Annotated in this window: 20 protein-coding genes and 1 riboswitch; of the genes, 2 read left to right on the forward strand and 18 right to left on the reverse strand. The window is 50.8% G+C overall.

Going from position 1 to position 18655, the window contains the following annotated elements; genetic code table 11:
* Positions 1 to 92 precede the first annotated feature (92 nt).
* The 5 genes from mqnC to metA form a co-directional block, all read right to left on the reverse strand.
* Positions 93 to 1232, reverse strand: a complete 1140-nt coding sequence (mqnC, locus tag L6H98_RS13990; RefSeq protein WP_236415914.1) for a cyclic dehypoxanthinyl futalosine synthase — start codon at positions 1230 to 1232, stop codon at positions 93 to 95.
* A 339-nt stretch (positions 1233 to 1571) separates the two neighbouring features.
* Positions 1572 to 1961: a nuclear transport factor 2 family protein gene (locus L6H98_RS13995; RefSeq protein WP_236415916.1), complete on the reverse strand. Its 390-nt coding sequence runs from the start codon at positions 1959 to 1961 to the stop codon at positions 1572 to 1574.
* 5 nt (positions 1962 to 1966) lie between these two features.
* Positions 1967 to 3145, reverse strand: a complete 1179-nt coding sequence (locus L6H98_RS14000; RefSeq protein ID WP_236415918.1) for an aminotransferase class I/II-fold pyridoxal phosphate-dependent enzyme — start codon at positions 3143 to 3145, stop codon at positions 1967 to 1969.
* Entirely contained in the window at positions 3138 to 4325 is a 1188-nt protein-coding gene (locus tag L6H98_RS14005; protein ID WP_236415920.1) for a PLP-dependent transferase, read from the reverse strand. The genes L6H98_RS14000 and L6H98_RS14005 overlap by 8 nt, the downstream gene beginning before the upstream one ends.
* Positions 4326 to 4349: 24 nt before the next feature.
* The gene (metA, locus tag L6H98_RS14010; protein WP_236415923.1) at positions 4350 to 5267 is read right to left on the reverse strand and encodes a homoserine O-succinyltransferase; all 918 of its coding nucleotides are present in this window, start codon (positions 5265 to 5267) and stop codon (positions 4350 to 4352) included.
* 256 nt (positions 5268 to 5523) lie between these two features.
* Positions 5524 to 5654: riboswitch (SAM riboswitch) on the reverse strand.
* 449 nt (positions 5655 to 6103) lie between these two features.
* On the opposite strand from metA, the gene corA reads away from it, so the two are divergent.
* A complete protein-coding gene (gene corA, locus L6H98_RS14015; protein WP_236415924.1) occupies positions 6104 to 7039 on the forward strand; it encodes a magnesium/cobalt transporter CorA in 936 nt (311 codons plus the stop codon).
* A gap of 109 nt (positions 7040 to 7148) precedes the next feature.
* On the opposite strand, the gene L6H98_RS14020 is transcribed toward corA, so the two are convergent.
* From L6H98_RS14020 to L6H98_RS14055, 8 genes are all read right to left on the reverse strand, one after another.
* Positions 7149 to 8150: an HRDC domain-containing protein gene (locus L6H98_RS14020; protein WP_236415925.1), complete on the reverse strand. Its 1002-nt coding sequence runs from the start codon at positions 8148 to 8150 to the stop codon at positions 7149 to 7151.
* Between the two features lie 228 nt (positions 8151 to 8378).
* Complete coding sequence (locus L6H98_RS14025) at positions 8379 to 9257, reverse strand: ROK family protein (RefSeq protein WP_290371448.1); 879 nt, start codon at positions 9255 to 9257, stop codon at positions 8379 to 8381.
* A 25-nt stretch (positions 9258 to 9282) separates the two neighbouring features.
* On the reverse strand, positions 9283 to 9975 hold the full coding sequence (locus L6H98_RS14030) for an MOSC domain-containing protein (protein WP_236416318.1): 693 nt from the start codon (positions 9973 to 9975) through the stop codon (positions 9283 to 9285).
* Positions 9976 to 10002: 27 nt separating this feature from the next.
* Complete coding sequence (locus tag L6H98_RS14035; protein WP_236416320.1) at positions 10003 to 11109, reverse strand: phosphodiester glycosidase family protein; 1107 nt, start codon at positions 11107 to 11109, stop codon at positions 10003 to 10005.
* A 5-nt stretch (positions 11110 to 11114) separates the two neighbouring features.
* On the reverse strand, positions 11115 to 12008 hold the full coding sequence (locus L6H98_RS14040; protein ID WP_236415927.1) for a 5'-3' exonuclease H3TH domain-containing protein: 894 nt from the start codon (positions 12006 to 12008) through the stop codon (positions 11115 to 11117).
* A gap of 151 nt (positions 12009 to 12159) precedes the next feature.
* Positions 12160 to 12519, reverse strand: a complete 360-nt coding sequence (locus tag L6H98_RS14045) for an arsenate reductase family protein (RefSeq protein WP_236415928.1) — start codon at positions 12517 to 12519, stop codon at positions 12160 to 12162.
* Positions 12516 to 13505: an RluA family pseudouridine synthase gene (locus L6H98_RS14050; protein WP_236415929.1), complete on the reverse strand. Its 990-nt coding sequence runs from the start codon at positions 13503 to 13505 to the stop codon at positions 12516 to 12518. Before L6H98_RS14050 ends, L6H98_RS14045 begins: the two co-directional genes overlap by 4 nt.
* A 25-nt stretch (positions 13506 to 13530) precedes the next feature.
* A complete protein-coding gene (locus tag L6H98_RS14055; RefSeq protein ID WP_236415930.1) occupies positions 13531 to 14121 on the reverse strand; it encodes a cob(I)yrinic acid a,c-diamide adenosyltransferase in 591 nt (196 codons plus the stop codon).
* A gap of 225 nt (positions 14122 to 14346) precedes the next feature.
* On the opposite strand from L6H98_RS14055, the gene L6H98_RS14060 reads away from it, so the two are divergent.
* A complete protein-coding gene (locus tag L6H98_RS14060; RefSeq protein WP_236415931.1) occupies positions 14347 to 14958 on the forward strand; it encodes a DedA family protein in 612 nt (203 codons plus the stop codon).
* A gap of 92 nt (positions 14959 to 15050) precedes the next feature.
* On the opposite strand, the gene L6H98_RS14065 is transcribed toward L6H98_RS14060, so the two are convergent.
* The 5 genes from L6H98_RS14065 to L6H98_RS14085 form a co-directional block, all read right to left on the reverse strand.
* Positions 15051 to 15584 carry a bifunctional adenosylcobinamide kinase/adenosylcobinamide-phosphate guanylyltransferase gene (locus L6H98_RS14065; protein ID WP_236415933.1) on the reverse strand — a complete coding sequence of 178 codons (534 nt, stop codon included), beginning with the start codon at positions 15582 to 15584 and terminating at the stop codon, positions 15051 to 15053.
* Between the two features lie 42 nt (positions 15585 to 15626).
* A complete protein-coding gene (locus tag L6H98_RS14070) occupies positions 15627 to 16178 on the reverse strand; it encodes a hypothetical protein (protein ID WP_236415934.1) in 552 nt (183 codons plus the stop codon).
* 196 nt (positions 16179 to 16374) lie between these two features.
* Entirely contained in the window at positions 16375 to 16644 is a 270-nt protein-coding gene (locus L6H98_RS14075; protein ID WP_236415936.1) for an aspartyl-phosphate phosphatase Spo0E family protein, read from the reverse strand.
* A 142-nt stretch (positions 16645 to 16786) separates the two neighbouring features.
* Positions 16787 to 17995 (reverse strand): aminotransferase class I/II-fold pyridoxal phosphate-dependent enzyme, encoded by a 1209-nt coding sequence (locus tag L6H98_RS14080; RefSeq protein WP_290371449.1) that lies wholly within the window; start codon positions 17993 to 17995, stop codon positions 16787 to 16789.
* Positions 17996 to 18008: 13 nt separating this feature from the next.
* A complete protein-coding gene (locus L6H98_RS14085; protein WP_236415938.1) occupies positions 18009 to 18509 on the reverse strand; it encodes an Lrp/AsnC family transcriptional regulator in 501 nt (166 codons plus the stop codon).
* Positions 18510 to 18655: the final 146 nt, after the last annotated feature.

Raw genomic sequence — 18655 nt, forward strand, 5'->3', positions numbered from 1 at the left:
TTTTTGTAGGTACATGATCATCCTGAAAAAACCCGCCCCTTCTCTTGAAGAGAAAAAGGCGGGCCGGAAGATATTATAATGACGTTTACATCCTAGTTTTGCATCACGAAATCATGCTCTACCGCATTCTGTTCTTCGTCGAACATGCGCAGGATTTCATATTTGGTATTACGCTGTGCCGGAATATAGCCGGATTCGCGAATCAGCTGCAAAATGGAGCCAATGTTGACCTTATATGTCGCACCTGCGGCAGAAACGACGTTTTCTTCAATCATCGTGCTGCCGAAATCGTTACATCCGAATTCCAGCGATTTTTTGCCGATTTCCGGTCCCATCGTTACCCAGGAGGACTGGATGTTTTTGATGTTGTCGAGCACGAGGCGGCTGATCGCGACCGTTTTCAAGTACTCTTCCGGCGTTTGGCGCTCCAGCTTGAGATTTGTGTTATCCGGCTGGAAGGTCCATGGAATAAAGGCCAGAAAACCTTCGGAATCATAGTTGTTCGCGATGCATTCATCCTGTGCTTCGCGGACGCGCATCAAGTGCAGCGCACGCTCTTCCATCGTTTCGCCCAACCCGATCACCATCGTTGCGGTTGTGTTCATGCCGATGCGGTGAGCCGTCTGCATGACGTCCATCCAATCCCGCCAGGAACCTTTCAGGCGGCTGATTTTGCGGCGAGTCCGATCATCGAGGATTTCTGCTCCGCCGCCAGGCAAGGAATCGAGTCCGGCAGCATGAATTTCCCGCATAACCTCTTCCAATGTCAGGCCGTCCGACACTTCGACCATTTTGCGGATTTCAGCCGGCGAGAAGGAGTGCATCGTAATTTCAGGGAAACGCTCCTTGATCGCTTTGAGCAAATTGGTGTAATAGCTGAATGGCAGATTGGGGTTTGTGCCGCCCTGCATCAAAATTTCGGTGCCGTTTACGTCAACGGTTTCCTGAATTTTCTGGAAAATCACCTCATCCGGAAGCACATAGCCTTCATCCGAACCCGGCCGGCGATAGAAAGCACAAAAACGGCAGTAGACGTCGCACACGTTGGTGTAGTTGACGTTACGCCCAATGACGAAAGTTCTGTAAGGCTCGGGATGCATGCGTTTCATGATAACATTGGCAGCAGCCCCGATTTTGTCGATCTCGTTCGATTCAAACAGCTGAATCGTGTCTTCCAGGTCCAAACGTTCGCCCCGAAGGGCTTTATCTAGGATACGGTCTACCGTACTCATTGTGAAAAGCCTCCCTCATGAAGAGAAATATGATCACGATCCGTCCCGACTTGTTCAATGGCATTTTGCAGCAGGCCAACCTGCATATCGATCATTGGATGCAATTGCAAAATGCGTTTCATATATAGGCAAGTTCTGGTGGCAACATCGCAGTTCGTTAATGCTCTATCTATCGTAACACAGGTTACATGTGAAAAAAAGCACCTTATGAATAAGGTGCTTTAAAAATAAGTAAAAATATGAATATTCAAAAGACGCGATAATGGCAGCGATGCTTGAGCCCTGAAATTGCCTGAAACAGTTGGAATACTTCCCAAAGAATCCTATTCCCGGGTTACGTTAACCCGGAATGCTGCTTAAATGTTCGTGGATCAGTTTCCAGCCTAGCTCCGTATCTTTAATGAAGACATTGGTTGCCCGTCCACTGCCCTTGACCAATTTCCCCTGCAAATATCCTTCATATTTATATTGGTAAACGCAGGTCGCCGTATTCCCGTCAACGGCAATCCATTGGACATCTGCTGCAGAGTAGACCTCTTCCTTGATCATATCCCAGGCATGTTCAAAATAAGCCTGGATCTCTTCTGGCGATGTACACGTTTTATCCGAGAACCAATAAACCGCATTGGGGTGCAGCAGCTGTCTAACATTTTGGAAATCATGCGTATTCGTTGCTTCGATATAACGCTCCAATGCTTGGATATAATCCTCTGCCTCGATAAATCCCAATAAACTTACCCCCGTAATGCCTGATCCAGATCTGCAATCAGGTCGTCGATATCCTCAAGCCCGACGGAGAACCGGAGCAATCCGTCCGTAATGCCGCGATCACGCCGTACTTCGGCAGGCATGGCGGCATGCGACATCATCGCAGGATAGGACAGGATGCTTTCGACCGCTCCGAGACTCACGGCAACAATTGGAAGTTTCACGCGGTTCAATACGGCTTTGGCACGCTCACCGGACCCTACGTCAAAGGATACAACGGCTCCATATCCGCTCGATTGACGCTCATGCACTTCGCGGCCGGGATGCTCCTGCAGCCCTGGATAGAAGACAGCCTGGATGTCACTGCGTCCGCTGAGCCATGCGGCCAGTTTGGCCGTGCTCTGTTCGCTGTGCGCCATGCGTGCGCCCAGCGTTTTCATCCCACGCATGAGCAGCCACGATTCCTGTACGCCAAGAACGGTTCCCAGACCGTTTTGCAGCTGCTTCAACTGGCGTCCCAGCGACTCCGTACGCGCAACGGCAAGACCTGCCAGCACGTCACTGTGTCCTCCCAGAAACTTGGTCGCACTGTGCACCACGATATCAACGCCAAGCTCGATCGGGCGCTGGTAATAAGGTGTCATAAACGTGTTGTCCAAAATGCTGATCAGGTTATTTTCCTGAGCCCATGAAGCTACCGCGCCGATGTCGGTAATTTTCAGCGTCGGGTTGGACGGTGTTTCAATATATACTGCTTTGGTGTTTGGCTTGATTGCCGCCTTCACCTCGCCGAGGTTCGTCATGTCCACGAATGTCGTCTCAATGTTCATCCGGTTCAAAATGGTCGTCAGCAGGCGGTAAGTGCCGCCGTATACGTCTTCCGTCACGATGACATGGTCCCCGGCGGAAAACATCATGAACACGCTGGAGATCGCCGCCATTCCCGATGAATAGGCAAAGCCTCGTACGCCGCCTTCCAGCAGCGCAATATAATCTTCCAGCGCCTGGCGTGTCGGGTTGCCCGAACGGGAGTAGTCATGCTGCGGCGGATTGTGAATATCGAAATGATGGAACGTCGAAGCCTGATAAATCGGCACGCTGGATGCGCCGGTGGCCTTGTCCACCTCATCGCCGAAATGAAGCAATTTGGTATCGAATTTCAGCCGGCTTGCCTGTTCGTTCCCGTTATGGTTCTGCTCACTCATGGCTTTCCCCTCCTTCAACTTCGCGCTGCGCTGCCTCAAGCGCACCGCCCAGGTCGGCAATCAGGTCATCCACATGCTCGATGCCGACCGAGAAGCGAAGCAAACGGTCATCCACGCCGACGGCGTCGCGGATTTCAAGCGGGATGTCGGCATGTGTCTGCACGGTAGGATACGTCATCAACGATTCGACCCCGCCCAGGCTTTCGGCAAAAGCGATCAGCTTGATATGGCGCAGGACTGGCTCTACATAACGGGCATCCTTCACCTTGAAGGAGAAAATCCCGGTGTTACCGCTGGACTGTTTGTTTTGCAGCTCATGGCCTGGATGATCCGACAGACCGGGATGGAACACTTCGGCCACTGCAGGATGCTCCAGCAAATACTTCGCAATCGTCAACGCGTTGTGCTCATGGCGTTCCATGCGGAGAGCCAGCGTTTTCATCCCTCTCATCAACTGGTAAGAATCGCTCGGGGACAACACGGCACCGATGGAGTTATGCAGGAATGCCATTTCGGCAGACAATTGCTCGCCTTTCGTTACGATCAGACCGGCAAGCACGTCATTGTGGCCGCCCAAATATTTGGTCGCGCTGTGGATGACGATGTCGGCTCCAAGCTCAATCGGACGTTGGAAGAACGGCGTCAAGAGCGTATTATCGACGATGGTCAACAGACCATGGCTTTTGGCCCAAGCACTAACGGCTTCTACATCCGTGATCATCATCAGCGGGTTTGTCGGTGTTTCAATGAATACCGCCTTTGTATTCGGTTTGCGCACTTCTTCAAGCGCCGCGAGGTCATTGGTATCTACATAGCTGGCTGTTACGCCGAAACGGGATAAAATCCGTTCCAGCAGGCGATACGTTCCGCCATACAGGTCCAGCGAAACGATTAGGTGATCCCCCTGTCCGAACAGGGAGAAGATCGTTTGCAGGGCAGCCATGCCCGAACTACACGCAAACCCGGCATCGCCGGATTCCAATGCAGCTGCTGCTTCCTCCAACACTTTGCGGGTCGGATTGGTCGTGCGGATATAATCGAACCCGGTGCTCTGCCCCAGCTTTGGATGGCGGAACGCCGTTGATTGATAGATCGGAAAATTCACCGCGCCCGTGACCGGTTCATTGACGGACCCGATTTGGGCCAGTCGACTTTCAATTTTCAGCTTGTTGTCTTCCATTGCTGCATCCTCCTGTTATCACAATTAAATTTGCGGACCAATATCGTAAGGGGTTTCCTGATACACATAGTAATTGAGCCAATTAGAGAATAATAAGTTTGCATGCGCCCGCCAGGTTGCCGGAGGAACACGGGAAGGGTCGTCATTCGGAAAGTAATGTTTCGGCGGATCGATGTTCAATCCTTTGGCCACATCACGATCATATTCCCATTTCAGCGAGAGAGGATCGTATTCGGCATGGCCTGTCACGAAAATTTGCTTGCCGTCCTTGGTGGCCACCAGGAATACGCCTGCTTCCTCCGACTCGGACAAAATTTCGAGATTGTCGTTTTTCAAAATATCTTCGCGCCGTACTTCCGTATGGCGGGAATGCGGGATGTTGAACACTTCGTCAAATCCGCGCAGGAGCGGAACATGGGATTTGTTCACCGTGTGCGGGAAAACGCCGAAGCATTTTTCGGCCAGCGGAATTTTCGGTACGTCAAAATGATGATACAAACCCGCCTGCGAAGCCCAACATATATGCATGGTCGACGTAACGTTGGTTTTGGTCCATTCGAAAATCTCCTGGATTTCCTTCCAATAGTTCACGTCTTCGAAATCCATCTGTTCCACTGGGGCGCCGGTAATGATCATGCCGTCGAAACGGCGATGCTCAATCTCGTCAAACGTTTTGTAGAACAGGTTGAGATATTCCTGAGACGTGTTTTTGGAGGTATGGGATTTCGGATGCACCAGCACGATGTCCACCTGAATCGGCGTATTCCCCACAAGGCGGAGCAATTGGGTTTCCGTTGTTTCTTTGGTCGGCATCAGGTTTAAAATAGCAATGCGCAATGGGCGAATATCCTGCTTGTAAGCAGACGATTCATCCATTACGAAAATGTTCTCTCCCGCAAGCACTTCCTTTGCGGGCAAGGCATCTGGTATTTTGATCGGCATGGTGTGTAACTCCTCCTTAAGCATAGATAGATGCAGGCTTAGCTGCCAAGAGCTGGTCTCCGAGCGCAGACGCAATGTCCACATGCAGCCCTTGTCGTCTACGGGACAGCCTTAAATTGCTTAGCGAAAATCAGTGCTGAGAAGTCGGTGCATATACCAGAACAATCGGATGCCCAAAGCCCAGTCATTCCGATAATTATAACAAAGACCTTCCTCGGACTCCGAGAAAGGTCATATGTAAAACGGATATGCGCCTCTCTCATCTCTCAGTAACAACAGTGCCTCAATGTATGTGCACTTAGTCGCTGCAAGAATTAGCACCGTGCGGTTATGCCGCCGGTTGCCGGGTTTCATCGGGCCAGTCCCTCCACCTACTCTTGATAAGATTTCGCCGTATTCAATTGTTGATAGCATGTTTAACGTATACTTTAAAACAATAACGCCTACTCGTCAAGCATATGTTTGCAGGTCTGTTTTTATGAAGCGGAACCGTTTGTTCCCTACATTCATAGACTGCTGTGTGGCGCCAAAATCGACACATTTTTACGCTTGAAAGCACCATGTACGAGCGGTATACTAGACAAGTGTTGCATACCCTTATGTGAGAGGTGACATATTCAATGGACGGCGACCCGAGGCCTGATTGGCAGACGAGTTCCAGCAAACTGCATAGTGAATTGACATCAGCATGCCGGCAGCGGGACGTTTATTCCGTTTGGATACCAAGTCATCCCGTCTGATCTCCAGACCCCGCTGCCGACCGGCTGATCTGTTCCTTTGCGCCCTAATTCAAGAGTGATCCGCCATAGTGGCGGGTGCAGAAGGAGTGGATAACGATGAAAATCCGGTTGGTAAACAACGGTGTATTTATCCCGGTGGACGATATTGAACAAACGCTGACGCCACCAGCAGAGGGATTCTACTGGATCGATGCAGACGTTGACGATTTGGCGGTGCTCCAGCCCCTGTTCATGATCCATGACCTGGCGGTGGAGGACTGCCTTAGCGAGGACGAACAGCGTCCAAAAATCGAAATTTACGAAAATCATTATTTTATCGTCATTAACAGCATTCGATTCGATGATGAAGAAATCTTCTTGCGGGCTGTCAACCTGTTTTTGGGCAGACATTTCATTATAAGCGTGACCAAACAAAAGGTCAGCGAGCTGCGTACACTGAAGCCCATCTTATGGGAACAGGAAGCCAACACGCCAGACCGTTTCTTGTACTTGTTGATCGACTTGATCGTCGACAATTACTTCACGGTGGGCGATCGGATCGAGGCCCGCATCGAGAAGCTCGAGGAAGACATTCTGATGCACACCAAAAAATCCCACCTGAACGAAATCATCGGGCTTCGCAGTGAGATTTTATGGTTGAAAAAAGTACTGGGACCTCAGAAAGAGGTCATCAATACGCTGAACAAAAAAGATTTGCGTCTCATCGATGATCAGCTGCAGAAATACTTCAGCGACATCTACGAGAACGCCGTTAAAATATCGGAGACATTCGAAACGTACCGGGATCTGATGGGCAACTTGCGCGAAGCCTATCAATCCAGCATCGCCAACCGCGCGAATGAGATCATGCGTGTGTTTACCGCCATCACGACGGTATTTATGCCGCTGACGGTCATTACCGGAATTTACGGCATGAACTTCACGAACATGCCTGAGCTCGATTGGAAATATGGTTATTTCGTCGTCATCGGCATCATGATTACTTTAGGTTTGAGCATGTTCTTTATTTTCCGCAAAAAAGACTGGATTTGAACAACCTATGCAACTGTCAAACGGTCGACGAGGCAGCCCTGGTTTCGGGTATGCCTCGTCTTTTTTTCGCCTCCGTCACAACACCCCTCCCGTTTCCGTTCTCCCGGTGTTATCCTGCATTTTTCGCGGTTTCTGCAGAGCGGCGAAAACGAATGCGAATCATGCGCAAACGCTCGTACACTTGCTCCAAATTCGTTCCGCTAGGTCTGTCCGGGCCATATACTTTCTGCATCACAGGTTTAAGAAACGAATCGCCAAGCACTTCATACGCATTCCACACTGCTTCCTGTTCTTCCTCGGGCATCACGGCCAGTTCGGCATCCAGCAAGGAATCCGTGTCGTATCCTTCGTCATCCAAAATTTCAAGCCATTCAATCAGTTCCCTGCGCGACAAACCGGACCGATTGACGATCTCTTCCAAAGTAAGTCCTTCTTTCATGCCTTCAAGCACCTGTTTGCGCGTCGTAAATTTTTCCAGTTCCTGCTTGTATTTATGCTCCTTCTGTTTGTACAGCCAACTCTCGTATTCTTCTTCCTTGAGCGCGGCATATACCCAATCGAGCGGAAAATCATGAGATCGCTGCATGCCATGCGTATGCTCGAGCCACTCTTGGCCGTATTCGGACGCTTTGCTTTCGCCCACGCCCGGAAGCTGCATCAACTCCTCCAACGTTTGAGGAACATACGCGCTAATCATGCGGAGCAAGCGATTCGTCGCGATAAAATACGGGGCTTTGCGGTCCGAAGCGGCTCGTTGCCTGCGCCAGGCGCAAAGATCCTCGTACAACACCTCATTGCTGTGCAATTCGCTGTAACATTGCAGACGCTGTCCGCCATAACCGCGATCTTTCAACTCGTCGCCGTCATGAAACAAGCCTTGCAGCAGCGGTCGATATCCTTCACCCATGCGCGTGGCCAACTGATGGCGGTAAACATGCAGCAATTCGTCCCATGAATCCCCCTCGTACCAGACCATATCCTCGCGATCTCCTGCTTCATAACGGCTCCACACCAACTGCCAGCTTCCCTCTTCTTCACCGATCCACAACTGGGCAGGCTGCTCTTCCTGCTCGAACATTCTGGTTAATCTGTTCATGAAAATAATTTCCATCTTGGACTCCTCCTTATGTTGTAGCAGAGCACAGCCAACCAGACACCATGCCAGGCCATCATGCTGATGGGCAGCACAAAAAGCACCCCTCCTGCAATGTAATGCAAGAGAGGTGCTTCCTCATCAACCGTGCTATGCTGTTGTTCATATCATACCATATTGGAAAAATTCGTCAACCGTTTCGAAGGTAAAAAGAGGCATTATTTCTATATTGCAAATAGAACAAACCTATTTTTCCAATGCTAATTTCGCGAGCGCAAGCGAACCGCACAAGCCTGCGTTATCGCCCAGTCCAGGCGGAACGATATACTGATCGATTTCGGATTGAATCATAGGATGCTGGACGTATCCAGCCAGAAGCTCCTGCAGTTTGCCCTGAATCATCGGGAAGAGATGCTCTTGCTTCATGACCCCGCCACCCATAACGATCTTTTGCGGGGAGAGGATCAGCACAAAGTTCATCAATGCCTGTGCCAGATAATGGGCTTCGAGCTCCCACGCCTTATGGTCCGGCGACAGTTCATAAGCCGGTTGCTCCCAACGTTTGTTGATCGCCGGACCTGCTGCCAACCCTTCCAGGCAATCGCCGTGATAAGGGCAGAAGCCTTCATACGCATCTTCTGGATGACGGCGCACCACGATATGTCCCATCTCCGGGTGGGATAAACCGTGAACCATTTTCCCCCCGACGACCGCACCTGCTCCGATGCCTGTCCCCACGGTGATATACAAGCAGCTGTCCAACCCTTGAGCAGCCCCCCAAGTAGCTTCACCCAATGCTGCCCCGTTAACGTCCGTATCAAACGTCATTGGCACGTCGAAATGCTCTTTCAGTTTGCCGATCAGGTTGTACTGCCCCCAATGCGGTTTTGGCGTTGTCGTAATGTAGCCATAGGTCGGACTTCCTTCGATCGGATCGATGGGTCCAAAGGATCCTACCCCAAGCGCCGCAATATCTTTGCCTTCAAAGAAAGCGATGACTTGAGCCATCGTCTCTTCCGGCGTTGTCGTCGGAAAACTTACCCGTTCAAGCACCTCGCCTTGCTCTGTCCCAATTCCACACACAAATTTGGTACCACCTGCTTCAATTGCACCTAAAATCGTCAATTCAGTCACGCTCCCATTCAGATCATCAGTTGTTTTCGTTGTCCAGCTTGTCCAGCCGTTGAAGCAATGTCTCTCTCCAACTATCCGACAACGCGGAAATAGTCAAAAGCGAACGCATCGCAGCAGCATCCTGCTTTCCTTGATGCATGATCCGGTTGGCTTCCATTACGGTCATCGATGTTTCATCCGTGGTCACACGTCTAAACGCCGAGCCAGGGCCGATTTCACCTTCACGGAGTACGCGAAAATAAAATCCGGTATGCCCGCTTTCCTGAAAATAGACCGGAAGCTCTTTGTAATCATACCTGGCGCCCAATTTGAAACATGGCTGCCTCGGTTGGCTGACCTGTACGACGGCTTCACCGAGTTCAAACACGTCGCCAATCCGAATCACTTCTTCCGGACAGCCCGTCACCGTCAGATTTTCACCAAATGCCCCCCAGTCAAGCCTGCGATCCATCAGCTGCTCCAAAGCCGGGTAACGGCTGTAGTCATATACGCAGAGGGCCTTGTCCGGTCCGCCATGGTGCACCAGGTCGGCCTGGCCATCCCCGGCCAAACCGGTGAACGACAGGAATACCTGTGTCGACACGGGCGTTTTCACGATGCTGCTCAAAACTTCCCGCTTCTGGCCAGGCAATGGCCGGGGCTGCCCAACGTTGACCGCAAGCACGGCTGGGCCAGCCTGATCTGACTTCGGATGATGCGTCATCTTCATCATGACAACCTCCTATGCTTCTCCGTTTTATTTCACCGAACCGCCGAATACAAGGGTATTGCTAAGCAACCGCCCGGGGGAAGTCAGCATCTTGCCGCCGGCATAAAGGCCTGAAGAGGCTCCGCCATCCAGGTTCATCGCTTGTTTGGCTCCAAGCTTCTGCATGACGGCAGCCCACTCCTTGATCGTGGCTCCCGGAACGGTAGCCAGCATTACGGAGCCGTCCGCCATGATGGCGATTCCGCTTCGAGCGCCCGAAGCGTTCAGAATCTTGGTATCCTTAAAGCCCTCGCTCACCGGATTCACCGCCACTTTCCCGTCTTTTACCAAACGTGGACCGGCTCCTACCGCTGTCACAACATCTTCCCAAGGAATCTCCTTGCCTGAGGCATTCGTGTATTTATAGTTCATCTCTACGGCAGAGCCCACGTCAAAACGATCTGCCATGGATTTCAGCGTGCCTGAGAAGACCAGAACCGATCCGTTCTTCGGAATGGAGACGTTATTGTTTGTTAACTTCTTCGTCACGACACCCTTTTCGATCACCACGGCGATCCCGCCTTTGAATCCCACCTTGCCGCCTCGCTCCGGCGTATACAGCATGCTGATGTTGGCATCTGCCGCAGGCGTGCGGTTGACAAAGGTAGCGTACCAGCTGCGCGGCTTGCCGTCTTTGCCGGTAACCTTGCCCGTCAGGCTCACCTGCAATGAATCCATGATCGCCGTGCCGTCCGCTTTGAAACCGATGCTTGTTCCGTATCTTCCGATATGTATCACTTTGCTATTGGCAATCAACATGCCATATGGGTCCGGTGCCCCGTTATAGGCCTCGAAGAAAGCTCCGTTAATCGCGGCTTGCGCACCGTAAGCCTTTACGATCGATGGCAGCGTAGCCGTCTGTCCCACTTGTTTTTTGGCAAGTCCCACCGTCACCGGCGTTCCTTTTGGAATGCTGACCGTTTGCACCATAAAGGTGCGTCCTGCCGTTTTCACTTTTTGTACTTTGGTGCTGATTGCCGCTTTGGCTTCTGCTGTTTCGGGAGCGCCCACGGCTCCTGACAATAATACCGGCAAAGCCAGGATCAGGGCCATTGCCCCGGTCCACCACTTTTTGCCGATTCCTCGCGTGTTCATGCTGCTCAACCTGCCGCCACTCCCATCCAAGAGCCGAGGCTCTTCATCTCAAGTTGCTCGAATTTGTCCATGACCGCATCCGGGTCAAGTTGGAACTCGCATACATCCAATGCGCAAGCTACGGGTACTTCACAATGAATCTCTGCCAATCTGCGGGATAAATGAAGCATGTCCAGATCGTTCTCGATCTTTTTCCGGACCGAAGGCGTCAATTGATCCAAATTATCCAAAATTCCCTCAATGGAGCCGTACTCCTGCACCAGTTTGAGCGCCGTCTTCTCGCCAATGCCGCGAACGCCCGGATAATTGTCGCTGGCATCGCCCATAAGACCCTTCATGTCAATGATCTGACGCGGGGCAAGCTGCTTCTCTTCCATCAAGGAATCGGGAGTGTATACCATGTAATTGCCGTGTCCCTTTTTCATGATGATCACGCTTGTCCGGTCATTGATCAGCTGCAGCATGTCATGATCCCCGGTCAACACCATGACGTTCATGTTGTTCTGCTCGGTGTAGTATTTGGCGAGGGTACCGATACAATCGTCGGCTTCAAAGCCTTGAGCCCCGATATTCGGAACGCCAAGACTGTCCATGACCTCACGAATCAGCGAAAATTGGGGAATCAGATCATCCGGCGCTTCCGCCCGGTTCCCCTTGTATGCCGCATATTCCTCACCGCGAAACGTCTTGCCTCCCATATCCCAGCAGCAGATGACATGGCTTGGCCCAAAAGTCTGGACCGCATCCCAGAAGTAACGGATAAACCCGTACACCGCGTTGGTCGGCAATCCTGCCTTTGTACGTCTGATATATCCGCTCGCAGATGTCGCATAGAACGCCCTGAACAACACTGCCATACCGTCTACCAGCAACAAAGTAGGTTCATTACGTTGATTCACTTCGAATTAATCTCTCCTGTCTTCTATATCAAAAAATGACCGCTATAATTCTAACATTATAGCATAGTTCCGCCAAGCGGCGGCCAGCCAAAAAAGCCCTGTTTTTTGGACGATACCGGAAACGTCTTGTCGATCAGGGCATGCTTCAAACCTAACTCCATACCTGCTCGAACGTCTCTTCCTTGAATCCAACAGTGACCTTTGTTCCGTCCGTGACGATGGGACGTTTGATAAGGCGGCCATTCGATGCAAGCAAACGAATTTGCTCGTCCGTCGACATGCCCGGAAGCTTGTCTTTGAGCTGCTGCTCCTTGTAGACCTCACCGCTGGTGTTGAAAAACTTCTTCACTTCAAGCCCGCTCAGCTCGATGAATTGTTTCAGTTCCGCCTCGGAAGGAGGGGCGTCAAAGATCGGCACCAATGCCAACTCGTGCCCCTTGCCTTCCAGCCATTTGACCGCTTTGCGGCAGGTGCCGCATTTGGCATATTGATAAACTTTCAATCGGCTCATGATTCCTGTTCCTCCGTATTCTCGTTCTCTTGCTGCAAGCGCTGCTTCAGATCCTGCAAGTCTGCAGGAAGCGGGGCATGGAACGTCATTCGCTTACGCAAAATCGGATGCTCGAACGACAGCTCGCATGCATGCAAAGCCTGCCGATCGATCCAACCGTCCCGCTCAGCTCGCAAGGCCACCGTTCGGGCGTCAATGCCCGCGTCCGGCAATGTTTGGTACATGCTGTCCCCGATCAGCGGGCAGTGGATCGACGTCATATGCACGCGAATCTGATGCGTCCTGCCGCTTTCCAGCTTAAGGCTCACTTCGCTCGCCGTTCCTCCATCCCATTTCGCTAATGTCTTATAGAGCGTACGGGCAGGGTAACCGTCCGACGTGACGATCCGGCGATGCGGCTCCTCGGGGTCGCGGTCGATCGGACCGTCGATCGTCCCTTCTTCCGGGGTAGGGCTGCCGTGCACAAAAGCGATATAACGCTTGTCTACCGTGCCTGCTATCATCTGTTCCGACACATGCTGATGCACATACGGATTTTTGGCAATGGCCAGCACGCCCGACGTTTCCTGATCCAGCCGATGCACCGGACGAAAACGGACACGTTCGCCTTTGGCTTTCCAATAATGCACGACGCCGTTCGCCAACGTTCCCGTATAGTGACCATGCGTAGGATGTACGATGATGCCTGCATCCTTGTTTACGATCAGCAGGTGCTCATCCTCATATAAAATGGAAAAAGGCAGTTCTTCGGGAAGAATATCATCCGACTCCTCCTGCTCCATCCGAATTTCGACGAGATCTCCTGCAGCCACCTTGACGCTGATATACACTCGCTCTCCATTCAACATAATGCCGTGCTCTGTCAGCTTCAGTCGTGACAGAAGTTTGCGCGATACGTGAAGGCGTCGCTGAAGCACCGTCTTCAGCAGCCAACCTTCCTCCTGCTCGGATACCGTGTATGTGATTGGTGTGTAATAACCGTTCATTGGTTCCTTTTCATTCCTTTGCCGTTCATTCCTCACTCTTTGCCTCTTTGCGGCGGAAAACCTTTTTGCTGCGAACGTATTCAACATCCTGTACCTGCTGTCTTGCATTGGCTGTCCGGGCAACCACAAAGAAATAGTCCGACAGCCTGTTCAAGTAACGACGCACAGACGGATTGATGTCGGTATGCTGCCCTAGCGTGACTGCCCGGCGTTCGGCACGACGGCACACGGTACGGCATACGTGAAGCGCAGAAGACAGCAGGGTGCCCCCAGGAATGATGAACCGCTCCACTTTCGGATTTTCGGTATCGAACAGATCAATCCATTGCTCCAGCCGCGCAACCTTGTCGTCTTTTACTTTATACCGATTTTCCGTAATGTTGACAAACGCCAGATCGGAGCCGCAATCAAACAGCTCCTGTTGAATCTCCGACAGCTGTTCTTTCAGGTCTTCGAACGAGCCCTTTGCATCATCGATAAGGCTGATGGCCTGACCGACAAAACAGTTCAACTCATCAATCGTGCCATAAGCCTCCACCCGATCGTCGTCCTTGACCACTCGTCCTCCGATCACCGAAGTCTGCCCTTCATCACCGGTTCTTGTATATATGCCCATCTTGATCCCTCCATTGGCTAAATCTTTAACGTCAGCGTTCCCATGAGCATGGGTAAGATCGACTACATTCTTCTTGTCCTCAACTTTACCAGTATACTTGACCTGCGGGTGTGACGGAAATGCAAATTTTCAGAAACCAACCTCAGGCCCTATACGTATACCACAATTGGTATGTTCTGCGAATGCGCGCCAAATCTATGTCATTTTATAGTAGAGGAGACGATTATGCAAAACTGGATCACCGATTTCATGGAACAATACGGATACATCGGCATTGCGTTGATCATTGCCCTGGAGAACGTGTTCCCGCCCATTCCTTCGGAAATTATTTTGCCTTTTGGCGGATTTATGACCACCTATACCGGCCTCACCCTTCCCGGCGTTATTATCGCGGCAACGATCGGTTCGGTGCTTGGTGCCATCATCCTGTACGGCATCGGGCTGCTGATCGACGTTGAACGCCTGGAAAAAATCGTGGATCGATGGGGCCATATCCTGCGCATCAAGAAGGAAGATATCCACCGCGTCGATGCTTGGTTCGACAAGTATGGGATATGGACGGTATTGTTCTGCCGCATGGTGCCGCTGGTTCGCAGCCTGATTTCCATTCCGGCAGGCATGTCCAACATGAAATTTGGCCTGTTTATTCTCTTTACAACGATTGGCACACTGGTCTGGAACATCATCCTTGTTTCGGTCGGCGCCGCGCTTGGCGCATCGTGGGAGAGCATTTTGGAGTTCATGGATGTCTATTCACTGGTTGTTTATGTCATTGTTGCGATTGCCGCCATTATTTTTGTCATCTGGTGGATCAAACGGATCAAATCCCGCAAGTAACAAACTCGCTTAAATAGATACGGATATACATGAGTAAAGCCTCGGTCCCTCCCTAAGTGGAATGGCCGAGGCTTATTACATGGGTTCAACATTTATTCATATCGCAGCGCATGTGATTTCAAATCAATGGCCAGCCCTGAAACGAGCATAAACATCCGATCCGAGTGAGATTGAAGCATCCGGTTCACGGACGCCATGCGAGCTGCGAAAACTCGCTCTTTCTCGGAAGGTTGCAGCGATGCATGCATTTCGTTCGTAATGACGAGCAGTTTGCCCTGGTACGAAAGCAATGCGCCAAGCAATTTCTGGGTATCGTTCCTCTGTTCGTTCAGATTGTCACAGACGTCGAAGCTCGCCGCCATCCATGCGGTTAGGCTATCCACAATAAGAATGCGCTGATCCGCCAAATAAAGATTCGATTCCCGGTTGATCTGATCAATAACCTGGGCCAATTGGGGCCCTTTCACTGCCGATATGGCCCGGTAATGAGCGGACGGCAGCTCCGGATTCACTGGATCATGGTCGCCTGTGGACAAATAGATCCCTTCCCGGCTAATCCGGGCTGCATAGTCGAGGGCAAACCGGGTTTTGCCGCTGCCGACGCCGCCTGTGACCGTTATCAGCAATCCGCTCTCCTCCTCTGTCGATGTGTTTGAATGGAAGCTCTCTTATTCTGTCAACGCCTTCAAAACTTTTTTGGCCTCATCCACATTGGAAGCGGACACCGGAATCGTGGCAAACAAATTGCTGGCCGCATATTTCACGTCCTTGAACATTTGCATCTCCTCCAGCGGAATACCGTAGAGATGAGATTCTGTTTTGATGTCGGAACCGTTGTCTCCCTCGCCCTGCTCAACCAGGACGCCTCCGTCAAACACGCCCCGTTTGTATTTCTCGGCATCAAACGTATCTTCCAGCGGAACATTGGACCCGCTTTTTCCATATTGTTTCATGTCTGCCTCGGGCAAGATGAAAATGTCATGTCCACCGGCCGCATACTCGACCAAAATTTTTTGCACGTCGTACATCGCGCTAGTAATGACTTCAACCTTCGGTTCTTCACCCAGTTTTTGCTGCAAATTGGTTTGCAGCTGTTCGGAAATGACCGACGGATTACCTTGATTATCAATGATGAAAATGGTAAAACCATCCTTGCCGCCACATCCGGACAGCATCAAAACGATCGAAACGATGAACAGCATTCCCCAAAACCTTTTCATCCCCATTCCCCCTCTATTCTCCTAACTACAAATATATCACAATTATCCCACTCGCAAAAACAGCGTGCCCGTCCAGGCCTCTTATGCCTTTTACAAGACCATTTTGTATCATTTGTCTTTTCTCAACGATCATCAAAAAAGACCCCGGATGGGGGTCTCATTTCCTTACAGGTAACGTTTTCGCTCAAGGACAAAATTATTTGCCTTTTGTCGGTTTCTGCTTCATGTAATATTCGTTGATTTTCAGATCGAGCAAGCTGCTGATTTCAATAACGATATCCGAAGTGAAGGATTTCTCCTCCAAAAATAACTGTTCCATTTTGCATCGCAACATATGGATCTCTTCTTCCAAGGAAACGTTATGCAAAGATGCGTGGTCAGGGTTCACCGACCATCGGTCGCCATGATCGCCTTCTGCCAAATAATGTCCACGATTCGTCGGTAAATCATATTCAACACAGAACAAAGCTAACCCTCCTTGGAATGGATTTTATTTCAATTTTATGAAAACTTATTTCAAAATGAAATTATATCATAAAATCTTGTAAAAGAAAGTTATTTTTTCCGTATATCCGAAATGTAACATCAACAGCTTTTGCTACAATCTGTTATCCCTCTTTCAACACTTTATGGACAAAATTTCCAATCCGATCCAATGCCTCATTCAACTGCGCGACAGATGTCGCATAGGAACACCGCAAGAAGCCTTCACCTTGAGGCCCAAATACGTTTCCGGGCACGGCGGCTACCTTGTTCTCCGTCAATAGGCGTTCGGCAAATACGTCCGAGCTGAGCCCCGTCTTTTGAATGCTCGGGAACGCATAGAACGCGCCCTGAGGCTCGTGACAATCGAGACCGATGTCTCTGAATCCTTGCACGATCAATCGTCTCCGCTGGTTATACGATTCCACCATCCGGTCTTTTTCGGCCATTCCGTTCCGTAATGCCTCCAAAGCAGCTACCTGACCCATGGCCGGCGCACACATCACCGTATATTGATGAATCTTCAGCATCGCCGAGATCAATTCGGGATGCCCGCACATGTACCCGATTCTCCAGCCCGTCATGGCAAATGCTTTGGAAAAACCGCTGACCAGAATCGTGCGATCCTTCATGTCGGGGACGGCTGCAAAACTGACATGCTTTTGGTTGTACGTCAGCTCGGCATAAATTTCATCCGCGATGACGATCAAATCATGCTTTTTGATTACCTCAGCGATCGGCAGCCAATCCTCATGCGTCATGATCGCTCCCGTCGGATTGCTTGGATAACAGAGAATGACGACCTTGGATTTAGGCGTGATCTTGGCCTCAAGCGCTTCTGCCGTAAGTTTGAACTGGTCCTTCGCATACGTTTCGATGCCGACCGGCACGCCGCCGCCTATGGAAGCAATGGGAGAATACGCTACATACGACGGCTCCGGGATCAAAATTTCGTCTCCTGGCACGATGAGCGCGCGCAAGGCCAAGTCAATGGCTTCACTGCCGCCGACCGTTACGATGATTTCGTTTTTTGGATCATATTTCGTATGGAATTGAGTATCCAAATACTCGCTGAGCGCCTCCCTCAGCTGGGGCATGCCCGCATTGGAGGTGTAGCTGGTCATGCCACGTTCCAACGAATACACGCACGCTTCGCGCATATGCCACGGCGTGATGAAATCCGGCTCGCCGACCCCTAGCGTAATGATATCCTTGTTGTCTCCGACCAAGTCGAAAAACTTGCGGATGCCGGAAGGAGGAATTTGCTGAACCAGTGGCGACAAATATGAATTCATGGTTTTGGTGCTTCCTGTTGTCTGTTCATTCAATATCATGACACATCTTCCTTTACGGCGAGATCATGAGACGGTTATCTTCTTGATGGTCCTCGAAAATAATCCCGTCCTGCTTGTATTTTTTGAGAATAAAGTTGGTTTTGGTCGAAAGGACCGAATCGATGGGAGACAGCTTCTCCGACACAAAGTTGGCTACCTCGCGCAGGTTGCCGCCCTCGACTTCGACGAGCAGGTCATACGCGCCAGACATCAAGTAAACGGATTTGACCTGAGGATACAGATAGATCCGCTCCGCAATCCCTTCAAAACCGCGCCCCCGTTCAGGCGTAATTTGCACTTCGATCAACGCCGTGACCTTCTCGTCGTGCACTTTGCTCCAGTTTACGACCGTGGCGTACTTCACGATGACGTGTTCTTGCTCCAGTTCCTCGACAGCCTTTTTGATATGTTCCTCCGGTTCGCCGAGCAGTGTCGACAACAATGCAGGAGTTCTTCTAGCATCTTCCTTCAACAGATCGAGAACTTTCAATTGCAAATCGTTCAAATCCTTCATGCCTTTCCCTCCAGCACTTATCAGGTTCCTGAAAATGAATTAATACTAATATTACATGAATTTAACGTCTGTGCAAACACAAAAACCGCCTGCTCGGAATTCGGGCAAGCGGTGGTATGCTCTGCTTTTTTCGGATTCAAAACTCG

Source organism: Paenibacillus sp. JJ-223 (assembly GCF_927798175.1).
Taxonomy (GTDB): Bacteria; Bacillota; Bacilli; order Paenibacillales; family Paenibacillaceae; genus Paenibacillus; species Paenibacillus hubeiensis.